The sequence below is a fragment of the Pseudomonas sp. AL10 genome (genome assembly GCF_029960685.1).
Taxonomy (GTDB): Bacteria; Pseudomonadota; Gammaproteobacteria; order Pseudomonadales; family Pseudomonadaceae; genus Aquipseudomonas; species Aquipseudomonas lactis.
In genome coordinates this window covers 1-14,591 of sequence record NZ_JASBQZ010000025.1, presented here as the reverse complement: position 1 = coordinate 14,591, position 14,591 = coordinate 1, and the positions used below count along the sequence as shown (strand labels likewise).

Annotated in this window: 14 protein-coding genes; 4 read left to right on the top strand and 10 right to left on the bottom strand. The window is 60.3% G+C overall.

The features are described from left to right. Positions 1 to 187: 187 nt before the first annotated feature. Together QK296_RS20075 and rpoS are read left to right on the top strand one after the other, a co-directional pair. Entirely contained in the window at positions 188 to 1,024 is an 837-nt protein-coding gene (locus QK296_RS20075) for a peptidoglycan DD-metalloendopeptidase family protein (RefSeq protein WP_003189213.1), read from the top strand. Between the two features lie 106 nt (positions 1,025 to 1,130). Beyond that, a complete protein-coding gene (rpoS, locus tag QK296_RS20070; protein WP_003189214.1) occupies positions 1,131 to 2,138 on the top strand; it encodes an RNA polymerase sigma factor RpoS in 1,008 nt (335 codons plus the stop codon). A 248-nt stretch (positions 2,139 to 2,386) separates the two neighbouring features. Here the strand turns inward: rpoS and QK296_RS20065 are convergent, their stop codons facing one another. Further along, on the bottom strand, positions 2,387 to 2,596 hold the full coding sequence (locus QK296_RS20065) for a cold-shock protein (protein ID WP_002554837.1): 210 nt from the start codon (positions 2,594 to 2,596) through the stop codon (positions 2,387 to 2,389). Between the two features lie 388 nt (positions 2,597 to 2,984). Between QK296_RS20065 and dcd the strand changes: the two genes are divergently transcribed. Beyond that, on the top strand, positions 2,985 to 3,551 hold the full coding sequence (dcd, locus tag QK296_RS20060; protein WP_003189215.1) for a dCTP deaminase: 567 nt from the start codon (positions 2,985 to 2,987) through the stop codon (positions 3,549 to 3,551). Between the two features lie 108 nt (positions 3,552 to 3,659). Further along, positions 3,660 to 3,857 carry a hypothetical protein gene (locus QK296_RS20055; RefSeq protein ID WP_003189217.1) on the top strand — a complete coding sequence of 66 codons (198 nt, stop codon included), beginning with the start codon at positions 3,660 to 3,662 and terminating at the stop codon, positions 3,855 to 3,857. 22 nt (positions 3,858 to 3,879) lie between these two features. On the opposite strand, the gene pdeM is transcribed toward QK296_RS20055, so the two are convergent. The 9 genes from pdeM to QK296_RS20010 all read right to left on the bottom strand — a co-directional run bounded on the left by pdeM (position 3,880) and on the right by QK296_RS20010 (position 14,292). After that, positions 3,880 to 4,530 carry a ligase-associated DNA damage response endonuclease PdeM gene (gene pdeM / locus QK296_RS20050; protein ID WP_120247603.1) on the bottom strand — a complete coding sequence of 217 codons (651 nt, stop codon included), beginning with the start codon at positions 4,528 to 4,530 and terminating at the stop codon, positions 3,880 to 3,882. After that, entirely contained in the window at positions 4,530 to 7,010 is a 2,481-nt protein-coding gene (locus QK296_RS20045; RefSeq protein WP_094775055.1) for a ligase-associated DNA damage response DEXH box helicase, read from the bottom strand. The genes pdeM and QK296_RS20045 overlap by 1 nt, the downstream gene beginning before the upstream one ends. A gap of 157 nt (positions 7,011 to 7,167) precedes the next feature. Then, a complete protein-coding gene (locus QK296_RS20040; protein ID WP_003189223.1) occupies positions 7,168 to 7,932 on the bottom strand; it encodes an ATP-binding cassette domain-containing protein in 765 nt (254 codons plus the stop codon). 13 nt (positions 7,933 to 7,945) lie between these two features. Further along, entirely contained in the window at positions 7,946 to 9,064 is a 1,119-nt protein-coding gene (locus tag QK296_RS20035; protein ID WP_282391222.1) for a succinylglutamate desuccinylase/aspartoacylase family protein, read from the bottom strand. A 9-nt stretch (positions 9,065 to 9,073) separates the two neighbouring features. Continuing rightward, a complete protein-coding gene (locus QK296_RS20030; RefSeq protein WP_003189226.1) occupies positions 9,074 to 9,784 on the bottom strand; it encodes an ABC transporter permease in 711 nt (236 codons plus the stop codon). Continuing rightward, entirely contained in the window at positions 9,781 to 10,509 is a 729-nt protein-coding gene (locus QK296_RS20025; RefSeq protein ID WP_003189227.1) for an ABC transporter permease, read from the bottom strand. Before QK296_RS20025 ends, QK296_RS20030 begins: the two co-directional genes overlap by 4 nt. A gap of 57 nt (positions 10,510 to 10,566) precedes the next feature. Next, on the bottom strand, positions 10,567 to 11,346 hold the full coding sequence (locus QK296_RS20020) for a transporter substrate-binding domain-containing protein (RefSeq protein WP_003189228.1): 780 nt from the start codon (positions 11,344 to 11,346) through the stop codon (positions 10,567 to 10,569). A gap of 310 nt (positions 11,347 to 11,656) precedes the next feature. Continuing rightward, entirely contained in the window at positions 11,657 to 13,291 is a 1,635-nt protein-coding gene (locus QK296_RS20015; RefSeq protein ID WP_282391221.1) for an ATP-dependent DNA ligase, read from the bottom strand. After that, entirely contained in the window at positions 13,288 to 14,292 is a 1,005-nt protein-coding gene (locus tag QK296_RS20010; protein WP_032893158.1) for a ligase-associated DNA damage response exonuclease, read from the bottom strand. The genes QK296_RS20015 and QK296_RS20010 overlap by 4 nt, the downstream gene beginning before the upstream one ends. Between the last annotated feature and the right edge of the window lie 299 nt (positions 14,293 to 14,591).

Genomic DNA, 14,591 nt, shown 5'->3' with positions numbered 1-14,591 from the left:
TTCTGTAAGCGGGGATGTGTCTTACGGCGGGGTCTATTGAATCAACATGCCTGGCAGCCACGATTAAACATGATGAATTTTTCCTTTCAGTCATGTGCCAGTAAAAAGCCAATGCCCAGTTATACTTGCGTCATATTTCAAGCCTGATCCAGGCGTTAACGTTCAGCCACCACAAAGGGAGCGGCGGGTGAGTCTCACAGGTCCTGCGCAGCGAATGAGTAAAACAAGCTTTCAGCGACTGGTGCTTGGCCTTGTCTTGAGTTCCTTATTGGCAGCCTGCTCGAGCACGCCATCCGGCGGTGCGCGGGTCGTTGACCGTACCAACGCAACCCCCCAAAGGCCCACGGTGACCACCGGTCAATACGTGGTGCGCAAAGGCGACACCCTGTTTTCGATTGCCTTTCGTTATGGCTGGGACTACAAGGCGCTGGCCGCCCGTAACAACATTCCTGTGCCGTATACGATCCATCCAGGGCAGACCATTCGTTTCGATGGTCGCTCAGGTTCTGCACCTACGGCAGTTGTGACAAAGTCGGGTTCTTCGCCATCGTCCTCGAGCAAGACCACCATCATCACTCGGCCTGCAGGCAGCGCCACGCCTACGGTTGCGAGCAAGCCGGCACCCGCGCCGTTGCCACCTGCCGGGCCTGCGCCGACCGGTTGGGGATGGCCCTCAAACGGAGTGTTGATTGGAAAATTCTCTTCAAACGGTAGTTTGAATAAAGGCATTGATATCGCCGGGGATTTGGGACAGCCTGTTTTAGCTGCGTCTGATGGGACAGTGGTGTACGCCGGGAGTGGTTTGCGGGGCTACGGCGAGCTGGTCATCATCAAACACAGCGATACCTACGTCAGTGCCTACGGTCATAACCGCAGGTTGTTGGTTCGGGAGGGGCAGCAGGTCAAGGTCGGACAGACGATTGCCGAAATGGGGTCAACGGGCACAGACCGGGTGAAACTGCACTTTGAGATTCGCCGCCAAGGGAAGCCTGTAGATCCGCTGCAATTCCTGCCCCGTCGTTGATGTGTTGCACAGCCTGTTCCCTCACGTAGAAGGAACAGGCTCCAGCGTTGCCAAGGATAGAGGCGTCGCTTGAGCTTGAGGTCGAACTCACCAAAGGACTATAACAATGGCTCTCAGTAAAGAAGTGCCGGAGTTTGACATCGACGATGAGGTTCTCCTTATGGAGGCCGGTATCGATTTGGAAACGATGTCAGATAATGAAGGGGTATCACCACCTTCAGTTCGCACCAAATCCAAGAATGCTGCCGCATTGAAGCAGCACAAGTACGTTGACTACACGCGGGCGCTCGACGCGACCCAGCTGTACCTCAATGAAATCGGCTTTTCCCCTCTATTGACCCCCGAAGAAGAAGTCCATTTTGCGCGTCTGTCGCAGAAGGGCGATCCGGCTGGGCGTAAGCGCATGATTGAAAGCAACCTGCGCCTGGTGGTGAAAATCGCCCGACGCTATGTCAATCGTGGGCTGTCCCTGCTGGACCTGATCGAGGAGGGCAACCTGGGCTTGATCCGGGCTGTGGAGAAGTTCGACCCTGAGCGGGGCTTCCGTTTCTCTACCTATGCCACCTGGTGGATTCGCCAGACCATCGAACGGGCGATCATGAATCAGACCCGCACGATCCGGTTGCCGATCCATGTGGTCAAGGAGCTCAACGTCTACCTGCGGGCGGCGCGTGAGCTGACGCAAAAACTCGATCATGAACCTTCGCCTGAAGAGATCGCCAACCTGCTGGAAAAACCGGTAGGGGAGGTCAAGCGCATGCTAGGCCTTAACGAGCGTGTGTCTTCGGTGGATGTCTCGTTGGGGCCGGATTCGGATAAAACCCTGCTGGACACCCTGACCGATGACCGTCCGACGGATCCTTGCGAGCTGTTGCAGGACGATGATCTTTCCCAAAGTATTGACCAGTGGCTGTCAGAGCTCACGGACAAGCAGCGTGAAGTGGTGATTCGCCGCTTCGGTCTGCGCGGCCATGAGAGCAGCACCCTGGAGGATGTGGGCCTGGAGATTGGCCTGACCCGTGAGCGGGTGCGGCAGATCCAGGTAGAGGGCCTCAAGCGCTTGCGCGAGATCCTGGAGAAGAATGGCTTGTCGAGTGAGTCGTTGTTCCAATAACGATTGGTAGGGCAGCGATGACAAAACGCCCGATGCATGTGAATGCACCGGGCGTTTTGCTGTGCCCTGATCGTTCCCATGCTCTGCGTGGGAATGCAGCCCTGGACGCTCGGCGTCCCAAAGCGCGACGCCGAGCGTCACAAGAGGCGTTCCCACGCAGAGCGCGGGAACGATCAGGCATCCCGAAATCCAGGCATAAAAAAACCCCGCTTTTAAGGGCGGGGTTTTTTCGACTAAGTCAGTACAAGTTAGATAACTTGAACTTCTTCAGCTTGCATGCCTTTCTGACCGCGTGTAGCGATGAAAGAAACCTGTTGGCCTTCTTTCAGGCTTTTGAAGCCGTCGGATTGGATAGCTTTGAAGTGAACGAACAGGTCGTCACCGGATTGTGGAGTGATGAAGCCGAAGCCTTTTTCATCGTTGAACCACTTAACGGTACCAGTTTGGCGATTAGACATGGTGTATCTCCTTGGACAAAGTTAACTGCGACTCAGGAAAAGCCCTGGCCGAGACTGAGTGCAAAGAGCAGGAAAAATTCTTGGAGATGGTTGGATCGAAATTCAACATATCGTGTAGAGATTCTCAGTGACACAAGCAGCACAGTGGCGCCACCTTAACCCTTTTTCCGGAACGTGCCAATGGTATTTCCGAAGGTTTCTCTATTTTCGTGACTGGCGGTGGTATTTACAGTCATTGATGCCGGCCATCCGGGCCCCGGCTACGCTGGCTGCGGCTTATAGCTGGCGGGGCATTCATCAAGAAAACCCGTGCGGCCTTTGAACCCCAACGCCGGCCCCGGTAAGATGGCCCACAGATTTTTTTCGCCTCGCTATTCAGGACACCGCCATGAGCATCAAATCGGACAAGTGGATTCGCCGCATGGCGCAGGAACACGGCATGATCGAGCCGTTCGTCGAACGCCAGATTCGTGGCGAAGGCGACGAGCGCGTGATTTCGTACGGCGTTTCCAGCTATGGCTACGACGTGCGTTGCGCCGATGAATTCAAGGTGTTCACCAACATCAATTCGGCGATCGTCGATCCGAAAAACTTCGACGAAAAGAGCTTCGTCGACGTCAAGAGCGACGTGTGCATCATCCCGCCCAACTCTTTCGCCCTGGCGCGCACCGTGGAGTTCTTCCGTATTCCTCGCGACGTGCTGACCATCTGCCTGGGTAAAAGCACCTACGCCCGCTGCGGCATTATCGTCAACGTCACGCCGCTTGAGCCTGAGTGGGAAGGCCACGTGACCCTGGAATTCTCCAACACCACCACTTTGCCGGCGAAAATCTACGCCAACGAAGGCGTGGCACAAATGCTGTTCTTGCAGTCCGACGAGGCCTGTGAAGTGTCCTACAAAGACCGTGCGGGCAAGTATCAGGGCCAACGCGGCGTCACTCTCCCACGCGCTTGATCTAAAGCTCCTACGGGCAAAGGGAATTTGTCTGCAGAAAGTGACTCTATCTAGGTGTACTGCTTCGGCGCGTGTGAAACGCGCCGGGCCATACTTGAGGAGTACCCTATGAAGATCGACCCGCGAATCAGCGCAGAACTCGCCCGGCTTGAACCCAACCAGATTGGTGTTCTGGCCTGGTCCCTGATGGCCAACCCCGCGCACGGGGGCGGCATCCCCGGTCAACCTGAACCTGATTACCCGCAGCCTACCGAGCCGGGTGAGCCGACCTTACCGGACGAGCCACCACCCGCGCCTGTTGCCTGATACCTGAGCGGGCCTTATCGATTCATTGAATCGGCCAGACTTGGTGATCGCCGATCACAAAGATTCGCTGGTCCTGGGCCTGCTCCACGGCATAACCCCCTGTAAACGCGCCAAAGGCTGGCAGCAGGCTAACCTGAGCGCCAATCTGGAAGCACGGCAAGCGCAGCCGTTGGCGCCCTTTGCCTCGCAGGTGGTACACCGGATGCACATGCCCCGCCAGTACATGGTGGCTGACGTGTGCCTCTGGCTCATGCTGCAAGGCGAAAGGGCCCATTAGCAGGGGCTCGGGGACCACCTCAATGGCCAAATCCAGCGGTGGGTCGCCGGCACGTTTGTCGTGATTGCCGCGAATCAGGGTCAAGGCCAGTGTGCGATTGCGCTCACGCCAGGCTCGAAGTGCGTTCAGGGTGCCGCTGGCGTGAGAGCCGGGACCGTGCAGGAAATCGCCGAGAAAGATCAACTGCGCGCAGGGCAGGGCCGTTAACAGCCTGTTCAAGCGTTCTAGGTTGGCCGTAGTCGTGCCCTGTGGCACCGGCTGCCCCAGGCTGCGATAGGCCGACGCCTTGCCAAAATGCGCGTCGGCAATCAATAGGCATCGACGTGCGGGCCAATACACGGCCTTGTCCGGCAATAGCCATAGCTCTTCGCCTTCCAGCATCAGTGGGTAATGCATCAGCCTTGCCCTTTGTCGGCGACTTTTTCCAGGTCCTTGACCATCCGCGCGATGCGCTCCGAAAGCTTTTCCGAACTCATGCTTTCGCGCATCCGTTCTACCAGCAGCGGGAAGGCCAGGGGTGTGGGCCGCTGGATCGTGTGCAGGTCCAGCCTCAGCGTCGACAGATGATTCAGCGTGTGTTCCAGCCGGCGAATATCCAATTCATCACGCAGAACTTCTTCACCGGCCTGGGCCAGCAGCAGGTTCTGCGGGTCATATTGCTTGAACACCTCAAAGAACAAGCCGCTGGAAGCCTGCACTTGTCGCGTGCTTTTCGGCGCGCCGGGATACCCGGCAAATACCAGCCCGGCGATTCGCGCAATCTCGCGAAAGCGGCGCAGGGCCAGTTCGCCGGCATTGAGGCTGGCGATCACGTCAGCCAGCAGGTCTTGGGGGCTCAGCAACGTAGCGTTCAACAGCTGGGGCCACTGCACCTCGGTGGCGCTCAACAGCTCCAGGCCATAATCATTCACCGCAATCGAGAAGGTCAGCGGCTGCTGTTGGCTGACCCGCCAGGCCAGCAAACTGGCCAAGCCCAGGTGTACCTGGCGGCCAGCGAAGGGGTACAGAAACAGGTGCCAGCCTTCCCGCGAACGCAGGGTTTCAGCCAGCAAATGCTCACGGGTCGGCAGGCCGGACCAGCGCAATTGGGTGTGCAGCAACGGTTGCACCGCCTGCATCTCCGGGCCGTCGAACTGCCCATGGGCGGCGGCATCAAAACGCTCGACTACCGCCTGGGCCAGTTCGTTGGAAAGGGGCATGCGCCCGCCATTCCAGCGTGGCACGGCGGCTTTTTTCGCGGTGCTGCGACGTACATAGGCGGTCATGGTTTCCACGCGCACCAGTTCCAGCAAGCGTCCGGCGAACAGAAACCCATCCCCCGGCTTGAGCCTTGCAATAAACCCTTCCTCGACACTGCCCAGGTTCTTGCCGCCTCCGCCCTTGCTCCAGAACTTGAGCTGGATACTGGCATCACTGACGATGGTGCCGACGCTCATGCGATGGCGGCGTGCGAGGCGTGCATCCGGGACACGCCAGATGCCGTGCTCATCGGGCTCCACGCGGCGGTAATCCGGATAAGCGGTGAGTGACAGGCCACCATGGCGCACAAACCCCAGGGTCCAGGCCCAATCCGCTTCGGTGAGGTCGCGATAGGCCCAGGCGCCGCGCACTTCGTCCAACAGTGCTGCCGGAGTAAACCCGCCGCCCAAGGCCATGCTGACCAAGTGTTGGACCAGCACATCCAGCGGCTTGTAAGGTGATTCCCGCGCTTCGATGTGCCGTTGGGCGATCGCATCCTGGGCGGCCGCGGCTTCCACCAACTCCAGGCTGTGGGTGGGCACCAGCGTTACCCGTGAGGGCCGCCCTGGCGCGTGGCCGGAACGCCCGGCGCGTTGCATCAACCGCGCTACGCCCTTGGCGGAACCAATTTGCAGCACCCGTTCCACCGGCAGGAAGTCCACGCCCAGGTCGAGGCTGGAGGTGCACACCACCGCCTTGAGTTGCCCGTCTTTCAACGCCCGCTCCACCCAGTCGCGGGTCTCGCGCGATAACGAACCGTGGTGCAGGGCAATCAAGCCGGCCCAGTCCGGACGCGCGTCCAGAATCGCCTGGTACCAGATCTCCGATTGCGCCCGAGTATTGGTAAATACCAGGCAACTGCTGCTGGCCTCTACCTCGGCGACCACCTGCGGCAACATCTTCAAACCGATATGCCCGGCCCAAGGAAAGCGCTCGGTGACGGGCGGCAGCAAGGTGTCGACCTTCAGTGCCTTGGCCGTTTGCCCCTGTACATTAATGCCGTCGCCCTGTGGGACCAGTACTTCCAAAGCGTGGGCCTGATTACCCAGCGTCGCGGAAATACCCCACACCATCAACTCAGGATGCCAGCGCCGCAAGCGTGCCAGCGCCAGTTGCAACTGCACGCCACGCTTATTGCCGATCAGTTCATGCCATTCATCCACGATGACCATGCGCAGGTGCGCCAGGCTGGTCTCACTGTCGGCGCGGGCCAGCATCAACGTCAGGCTTTCCGGGGTGGTGACCAGGGCGGTGGGTTGGCGACGGGTCTGGCGCGCGCGTTCACTGCTGCTGGTATCACCGGTGCGCAGGCCCACGCTCCAGGGAATCTGCAACGCCTCCAGTGGGGCTTGCAGGGCGCGTGCGGAGTCGGCGGCCAAGGCGCGCATCGGCGTGATCCACAGCACGGTCAGCGGCTCGGCAGGCGGTTTGCGTTTGCCTGTGACGGGCGGGCGGGTGATGGCGAAACGATTGAGGGCGGCAAACCAGAGGGCATAGGTTTTACCCGCCCCAGTGCTGGCATGCAGTAACCCCGACTGGCCGGCCTTGACCGCGGCCCATACCTCTTTCTGAAAGGCGAATGGCTTCCACCCTTGGGTGGCAAACCATTGCTTGGCGAAGTCGGGGTTTTTTGCCATGCGGCAGCGGACGCTCTGGAGGGGTTAGTTCAAAGACCCTTCAGGCACCGCCGACGTTCAACTGTAGGAGCGGGCTAGCCCGCGAAAAAGGCCCAGGCACCGTGTTTCTCCAGGTTGCCGGCGTTATCGTTGACGATTTTCGCGAGCAAGCTCACTCCTACTTCAAGTTGCCGCTCAAAAATTGTTGCAGGCGTTCGCTCTTCGGATTGCCCAGCACATCCTCTGGCAGGCCTTGCTCCTCCACCCGGCCCTGATGCAGGAACAGCACCTGGCTTGAGACCTTGCGCGCAAAGCTCATCTCGTGGGTCACCATGATCATGGTGCGGCCTTCCTCGGCCAGGCCTTGGATCACCTTCAACACTTCGCCCACCAGCTCCGGGTCCAGGGCTGATGTGGGTTCATCGAACAGCATCACCTCCGGTTCCATCGCCAGGGCGCGGGCGATGGCGACGCGTTGTTGCTGGCCACCTGACAGGAACGCCGGGTATTGATCGGCCACGCGCGCCGGCAGCCCGACTTTGTCCAGGTAGCGGCGGGCGCGGTCCTCAGCGTCCTTTTTGCTGCAACCCAGCACACGCCGAGGGGCCATGGTGATGTTTTCCAGCACGCTCATGTGGCTCCACAAGTTGAAGTGCTGGAACACCATCGCCAGCCGCGTGCGCAGGCGTTGCAGCTCGGCATCGTCGGCCACGCGCATACCCTGGCGGTCGCTGACCATGCGGATCGCTTGGCCGTCCAGGGTCATGGCGCCATCGTTGGGGGTTTCCAAAAAGTTGATACAGCGCAGGAAGGTACTCTTGCCTGAGCCACTGGCGCCGATCAAGCTGATCACATCACCGGTCTTGGCCTTGAGCGACACACCTTTGAGCACTTGATTGTCGCCATAGCTTTTGTGCAGGCCTTCAACGGTCAGTTTGTACATGGGGCGTGCATCCTCAAGGCGAAAGTAGATAACCGCTGCGGTAGACCTGTGTGCCGGCGACATGGCAGATCACCATGCCGGCCGTGGCCATGCGGCGTAGCGAGCGGGCGTAAAGCAGCCCGGCGTGCTGGCAGTGCACAGGCGTTACGCGGTCTGTAATGGGGTCGATGATGTCGGCGACCCATTGCCCGGCCTCCAGGTATTCGCCTGGCAGGGCGTTGAATACCAGCAAGCCACCCACCGGGGTAGTCACCGGCTCCACCGCCGCCAGCGGCGTAGCCGGGTAGGCCAGGGCAGGCAAGGGGGCTGCATTGCCGTGAATGGCGCCGAGATGGATCAAATAATCAATGATGGCCTGGCAGTCCAGCGCGGCGAGGCCGTGGTTGACATCGCCCTGGCCACGCAGCTCGACGGTCACCGACAAGCTGCCCATGGGGATCGGGTAGCGTTCGCCGAAGCGTTGCTGCAATTGCCACCACACCAGGGTGAAACATTCGTCAAAAGACTGCCCGCCGGAATCGGTAGCCAACAGGTTGGCCTCCGAGCCCAGGTAGCGCGCCAACGGCTCTACCTGTGGCCAGGCGTCGGGCGTGGTGTACAGGTGCGCCACGGCTTCGAAGTCGCAATGCAGGTCCAGCACCACGTCGGCATCACAGGCCAAGCGTTGCAGCACCAGGCGTTGGGAGTGCAACTGGGTCTGAGCGGTGTGCGCGGCCAAGGCGTGGGACAGTGCGCTGCGGATCAATTGGGCATTGCGCTGGGGATCATCGCCCAGCAGGTCTTCGACCTGGTTGCCGACGTCTTCGCTGAGATCGACGAACAGGCGATTGAAGTTCTGCCCGCTTTCCAGTTCGTAGCGGCCCAAGGGGATATCCATTAACACCTGTTCCAGTCCCACCGGGTTGGCGACGGGCACCAGCACGATTTCGCTACGCAAGCGCCCGGCCGTTTCAAGTTCTGCCAGGCGTGCCTTCAGGTGCCAGGCCACCAGCATGCCCGGCAATTCATCGGCATGCAGGGAGGACTGGATGTACACCTTGCCTTCGGGCTGCTGCGGGCTGAAGTGAAAACTGTGGATCTGCCGCGCCGTGCCGGGCACCGGCGCGATCAGGTCATGTAGCTGATGGCGCATGCAAACTCCTTAGTGGCTCGGCCCGAGAAAGGCCAGCCAACGACGTTCCGCCAGGCGAAACAGACCGACCAGGGCGAAGGTCACCGTCAGATAGATCAGTGCGGCAATGCCGAATGACTGGAAGGTCATGAAGGTGGCGGAGTTGGCGTCCCGCGCAACCTTGAGGATGTCCGGGATCGTTGCGGTAAAGGCCACCGTGGTTGAGTGCAGCATCAGGATCACTTCGTTGCTGTAGTAGGGCAACGAGCGTCGCAACGCCGAAGGCATGATCACATAGGCGTACAGCTTCCAGCCGCTGAGGCCGTAAGCCTTGGCCGCCTCGACTTCGCCGTGGGCCATGCTGCGGATCGCCCCGGCGAAAATCTCGGTGGTGTAGGCGCAGGTGTTGAGGGCGAAGGCCAGGAGGGTGCAGTTCATTGCGTCGCGAAAGAACGCATCCAGCACCGGTTGTGCCCGCACGGCGGCAAGGCTGTAGATGCCGGTGTAGCAGATCAGCAGCTGGATATAGAGCGGCGTACCGCGAAACAGGTAGGTGTAGAACTGCACGGGCCAACGCACCAGGCGCTTGCGCGAAACGCGGGCGATGGACAGTGGGATCGACACCAGAAAGCCGATCACCAGCGAGGCACTGAGCAACCACAAGGTCATGGCCAGGCCGGTGATGTGCTGGCCGTCGCTATAAAGAAAGGGGCGCCAGTATTCCTGCAATAGCTCGATCATCGCACTGCCTCCCGGGCGCCTGCGGAGTAGCGACGTTCAAGTCGGCGCAAGACAAAGTTTGAGGCGCTGGTGATCAACAGGTAGATCAGCGCCGCCAGCACCAGGAAATAAAACAGTTGATAGGTGCTCTTGCCAGCGTCCTGGGCGGCTTTTACCAGGTCTGCCAGGCCGATGATCGACACCAGTGCGGTGGCCTTGAGCATCACCATCCAGTTATTGCCGATGCCCGGCAGCGCAAAGCGCATCATCTGCGGGAAGGTCACGTAGCGAAACCGCTGCCCGCGCTTGAGCCCGTAAGCGGTGGCGGCTTCGAGTTGGCCGCGGGGCACGGCGAGAATCGCGCCGCGAAAGGTTTCGGTGAAATACGCCCCGTAGATAAAGCCCAGGGTGATCACCCCGGCGCTGAACGGGTCGATCTCGATGTATTCCCATTCCATAAAGTCGGTAAAGCCGCTGAGCCAGGTTTGCAGGCTGTAGAAAATCAGCAGCATCAGCACCAGGTCGGGTACACCGCGAATCAGGGTGGTGTAGAGCTGGGCGGGGATACGCACAATGGCCAGGCTGGACAGTTTGGCGCTGGCGCCGAGCAGGCCCAGCAAGACGCTGACGGCCAGGGACAGCACCGACAACTTGATGGTCATCCAGGTGCCTTGCAGCAACAGCGGGCCGAAACCCTTCAGGCTGAATGCGCTCAGCCCGAGGGTTTGCAACAGATCTTCGAACATAAATCAGGACCTATGGCGATAAAAAAGCGCCCCACCTGAAGCAGGGCGCCCCAGGCATTATTTGCCGCTGTACAGGTTCAGATCGCCAAAGTGTTTCTTCTGGATAGTGGCGTAGGTGCCATCATCGTGTAACGCTTTGATACCTTTATCCAAAAGCGCCTTGAGTTCAGTGTTACCTTTTTTGATACCGACGGCGGTTTTCGACGGCAGCAGCGGGTCGTCGATCGCGGCGCTCACTTCATAGCCGGCACCGGCTGGCGACTTGAGAAAGCCCAGTTCGGCTTGCAGCATGTCCTGCACGGAAGCGTCGAGGCGCCCGGAGGTCAGGTCGGCGTACACCTGGTCCTGGTTGGCGTAAGCCTTGGTGGTCACCCCGGCTTTATCCAGTACGGCCTTGGCGTAGGCTTCCTGGATGGTGCCTTGCTCGTAACCCACGGATTTGCCCTTGAGAGAGTCTGGCGTCGAATAGCCAGCGCCTTTCTTGAACACCAGCGAAGTCGGGCCAGAGAACAGCTCGGTGGAGAAGTCGATGGCCTTCTCGCGCACTGGGGTCACGGTCATCGACGAAATCACGCCATCGAATTTATTGGCTTTCAGGCCCGGGATCATGCCGTCGAAGTCACTTTCGACCCACTTGCACTTGACCTTCAGCTCCGCGCAGATCGCATTGCCCAGGTCGATATCGAAGCCCACCAGGCTGCCGTCGGCGGCCTTGGATTCGAACGGTGCGTAGGAAGGGTCGACACCAAAACGCAATTCCTTGTATTCCTTGGCCGTAGCAACACCAGCAGCCATGCACAGAGCCAGTGCAGAAAGGGTCAGCAATGCTTTTTTCATTAGGTAATCCCTGGAAACCAAGATAAGCGCTTGTGGCGCGATTAGGACTGTTACTGAACGGTGTCAGACCCATCACAAGTAGCAATTTCTGCACCATAGTTCCGGATGGGCTTTTTAAAAGGTGGGATAAGGCCGTTTCAAGTGTAGGCGGTGCCCGAAAGTGGGCATGGAATTTCCAGCGCACCATTGTGGAACTGTCGCTGATCAAAAGGTGGGAGCTGGCTTGCCTGCGATAGCGGTGGGTCAGTTGTTACATGGGGTAGCTGACTCACCGTCATCGCAGGCAAGCCAGCTCCCACAAGGGGCTGGATCAGGCCAGCAAGTCTTGTAGCGTGGCCAGGTTGTCCGCTTCATCCACCGCCTTATCCTGGCGCCAGCGCAGCATCCGCGGAAATCTCACCGCAATCCCGCTCTTGTGCCGCTTGGACAGGGCAATCCCTTCAAAACCCAGCTCAAACACCATGCTCGGCGTCACGCTGCTGACCGGGCCGAACTTCTCCACCGTGGTTTTGCGCACAATGGCGTCGACCTTGCGCATTTCCTCGTCGGTCAGCCCGGAATACGCCTTGGCGAACGGCACCAGGGTGCGCTCGCTGCCCGGTGGGCCGTCCCATACGGCGAACGTGTAGTCACTGTAGAGGCTGGCGCGCCGGCCATGGCCGCGCTGGGCGTAGATCAACACGGCGTCGACGCTGAAGGGGTCGACCTTCCACTTCCACCACAGGCCCATGTCTTTGGTGCGGCCCACGCCGTAGAGGCCCTTGCGATCCTTGAGCATCATGCCTTCCACCCCCAGGCTGCGAGAGGCTTCACGCTGTTCGGCCAAGGCTGCCCAGGTTTGGCCTTCCAGCAATGGCGAAGGCAATAACACCGGTTGGTTGCACGCCGCGATCACCTGTTCCAATTGGGTGCGACGTTCAGCCTGGGTAAGGTTGCGCCAGTCGTCGCCCTGATATTCCAGCAGGTCGTAGGCGAGCACCGCCACTGGCGCATCCTCTAGCACTTTTTTACTCAAGGTTTTGCGGCCAATGCGCTGTTGCAGCAGCGCGAAGGGTTGCACCGAGTCTTTCCACACCACGATTTCGCCATCAATCACCGTACCGTCGGGCAGGCCACTGACCAGGCTGTGGAGTTCAGGGAAACGTTCAGTCAGCAACTCTTCACCGCGAGACCAGACCCACAGGCGCCCCTCGCGCTTGACCAGTTGTGCGCGAATGCCATCAAACTTCCATTCCACCTGCCAGTCGGCGGGCGAACCGAGCAGGGTGTCGAATTGCTCCACCGGTTGCGCCAGCCCGTGAGCCAGAAAAAACGGATAGGGCTGCCCGCCACGTTGCGCGTGTTCGTCGGATGATTCGGCGGCGATCAGCTTGAGGTAGCCTTCGGCTGTCGGACGGTTCGACAGGTCGGTGTAGCCCACCAGCCGCTGCGCCACGCGCTTGCTGTCGAGGTCGGCCATGGCAGCGAGGGCGCGGGTCACCAGCAGTTTGGACACCCCGACGCGGAAGCTGCCGGTGATCAATTTGATGCACACCATCAGGCTCGGTTGGTCCAGTTGCGCCCACAGCGCTGGCAGCCGGTCTGCCAGGTCCATGGGCGGCAGACCGCGCAGGGGCAGGAGTTTTTCTTCCAGCCATACGGCCAAGCCGTCTTCGGAGGTGTAGGTGGATTCTGGCAGGAGCAGGGAGATGGTCTCGGCCAGATCTCCCACCGACTGGTAGCTCTCTTCGAACAGCCAGGGTTCGATACCGGCCGCTTCGGTGGCCATGTCCCGTAGCAGACGTGTCGGCACCAATTGCCGGGGCCGCCCGCCGCTAAGAAAGTACACAGCCCAGGCCGCATCGGCCGGCGGCGCCTGCAGGAAGTAGGCTTGCAGGGCGGCGAGCTTGGCATTGCTGGAAGTGGTGGCGTCGAGGTTGGCGTACAGCTCGGCGAAGGCTTTCATGCCGTGACCTCTTCTTCGTCATCGCCGTATTCGGTGCTGAAGCCTTGGGCATCCAAGCCCTTTTCCCGCAGGTGACGTACCAACACACCCACCGAACCATGGGTGACCATCACCCGGTGTGCGCCGGTTTGTTCGATGGCCCACAACAAGCCAGGCCAGTCGGCGTGGTCCGAAAGCACGAAACCACGGTCCACACCGCGCCGCCGCCGTGTACCGCGCAGGCGCATCCAGCCGCTGGCGAAGGCGTCGCTGTAGTCGCCAAAGCGGCGCATCCAGGTACTGCCACCGGCAGAGGGCGGGGCGATGATCAGGGCTTGGCGCAGCAGTGGGTCGGTCTTTTTGAAGTCGCCGGCATACAGCGTCTCGGGGATGTAGATGCCCGCTTCGCGGTACACCCGGTTCAACGGCTCGACGGCGCCGTGGCTGAGGATCGGGCCGATGCTGGCGTCCAGCCCATGGAGGATGCGTTGGGCCTTGCCGAAGGAGTAGCAGAACAACACGCTGGCTTTGCCGCTGGCGATATTGGCCTGCCACCAGTCATTGATCCCGGCAAAAATCTGCGCCTGGGGCTGCCAGCGGTAAATCGGCAGGCCGAAGGTGGATTCGGTGATAAAGGTGTGGCAACGCACCGGTTCGAAGGGCGCGCAGGTGCCATCGGGCTCGACCTTGTAGTCGCCGGACGCCACCCAGACTTCGCCCTGGTATTCCAGGCGTACCTGGGCCGAACCCAGTACATGCCCGGCCGGATGAAAACTTAAGGTCACGCCGTGATGCACCAACCGTTCGCCGTAGGCCAGGGTTTGCAGGTTGATGTCCTGGCCCAGGCGCCAGCGCAGGATACCTTCGCCGGGGGCGGCGGCCAGGTAGTGTTGATTGCCGGTGCGGGCGTGGTCGCCGTGGGCGTGGGTGATGACTGCGCGTTCCACTGGGCGCCAGGGGTCGATGTAAAAATCACCGGCAGGGCAGTAGAGGCCTTCGGGGCGGGCGATGACGAGGTCCATGGGGTTGCCGGGGCGGTGGGCTTGTCAGTTATGAGGCGGGGCTGGGGGTAGAAGTTCTATTTGAATGCGGGCAGTGCAGATGTGGGTTTGCCTTCGATGTCGGCCTGAAAGCCAACACCTATCTACCTGACACCCCGCGATCCAACTGTGGGAGCTGGCTTGCCTGTGATGGCGGCCTGACAGCCGACGCCTATCTACCTGACACCCCACGATCTAAATGTGGGAGCTGGCTTGCCTGCGATGACGGCCTGACAGGCGACACTGTTATACCGAGTACATATCCATTTCTGCGGTAACGG

Bases quoted from the DNA above. Each gene is read 5' to 3' on its own strand.
- QK296_RS20045 (WP_094775055.1), bottom strand. From the start codon at position 7,010: ATGGCAAAAAACCCCGACTTCGCCAAGCAATGGTTTGCCACCCAAGGG.
- pdeM (WP_120247603.1), bottom strand. From the start codon at position 4,530: ATGCATTACCCACTGATGCTGGAAGGCGAAGAGCTATGGCTATTGCCG.
- QK296_RS20025 (WP_003189227.1), bottom strand. From the start codon at position 10,509: ATGTTCGAAGATCTGTTGCAAACCCTCGGGCTGAGCGCATTCAGCCTG.
- QK296_RS20020 (WP_003189228.1), bottom strand. From the start codon at position 11,346: ATGAAAAAAGCATTGCTGACCCTTTCTGCACTGGCTCTGTGCATGGCT.
- QK296_RS20010 (WP_032893158.1), bottom strand. From the start codon at position 14,292: ATGGACCTCGTCATCGCCCGCCCCGAAGGCCTCTACTGCCCTGCCGGT.
- QK296_RS20015 (WP_282391221.1), bottom strand. From the start codon at position 13,291: ATGAAAGCCTTCGCCGAGCTGTACGCCAACCTCGACGCCACCACTTCC.
- QK296_RS20065 (WP_002554837.1), bottom strand. From the start codon at position 2,596: ATGTCTAATCGCCAAACTGGTACCGTTAAGTGGTTCAACGATGAAAAA.
- rpoS (WP_003189214.1), top strand. From the start codon at position 1,131: ATGGCTCTCAGTAAAGAAGTGCCGGAGTTTGACATCGACGATGAGGTT.
- QK296_RS20035 (WP_282391222.1), bottom strand. From the start codon at position 9,064: ATGCGCCATCAGCTACATGACCTGATCGCGCCGGTGCCCGGCACGGCG.
- QK296_RS20055 (WP_003189217.1), top strand. From the start codon at position 3,660: ATGAAGATCGACCCGCGAATCAGCGCAGAACTCGCCCGGCTTGAACCC.
- QK296_RS20040 (WP_003189223.1), bottom strand. From the start codon at position 7,932: ATGTACAAACTGACCGTTGAAGGCCTGCACAAAAGCTATGGCGACAAT.
- dcd (WP_003189215.1), top strand. From the start codon at position 2,985: ATGAGCATCAAATCGGACAAGTGGATTCGCCGCATGGCGCAGGAACAC.
- QK296_RS20030 (WP_003189226.1), bottom strand. From the start codon at position 9,784: ATGATCGAGCTATTGCAGGAATACTGGCGCCCCTTTCTTTATAGCGAC.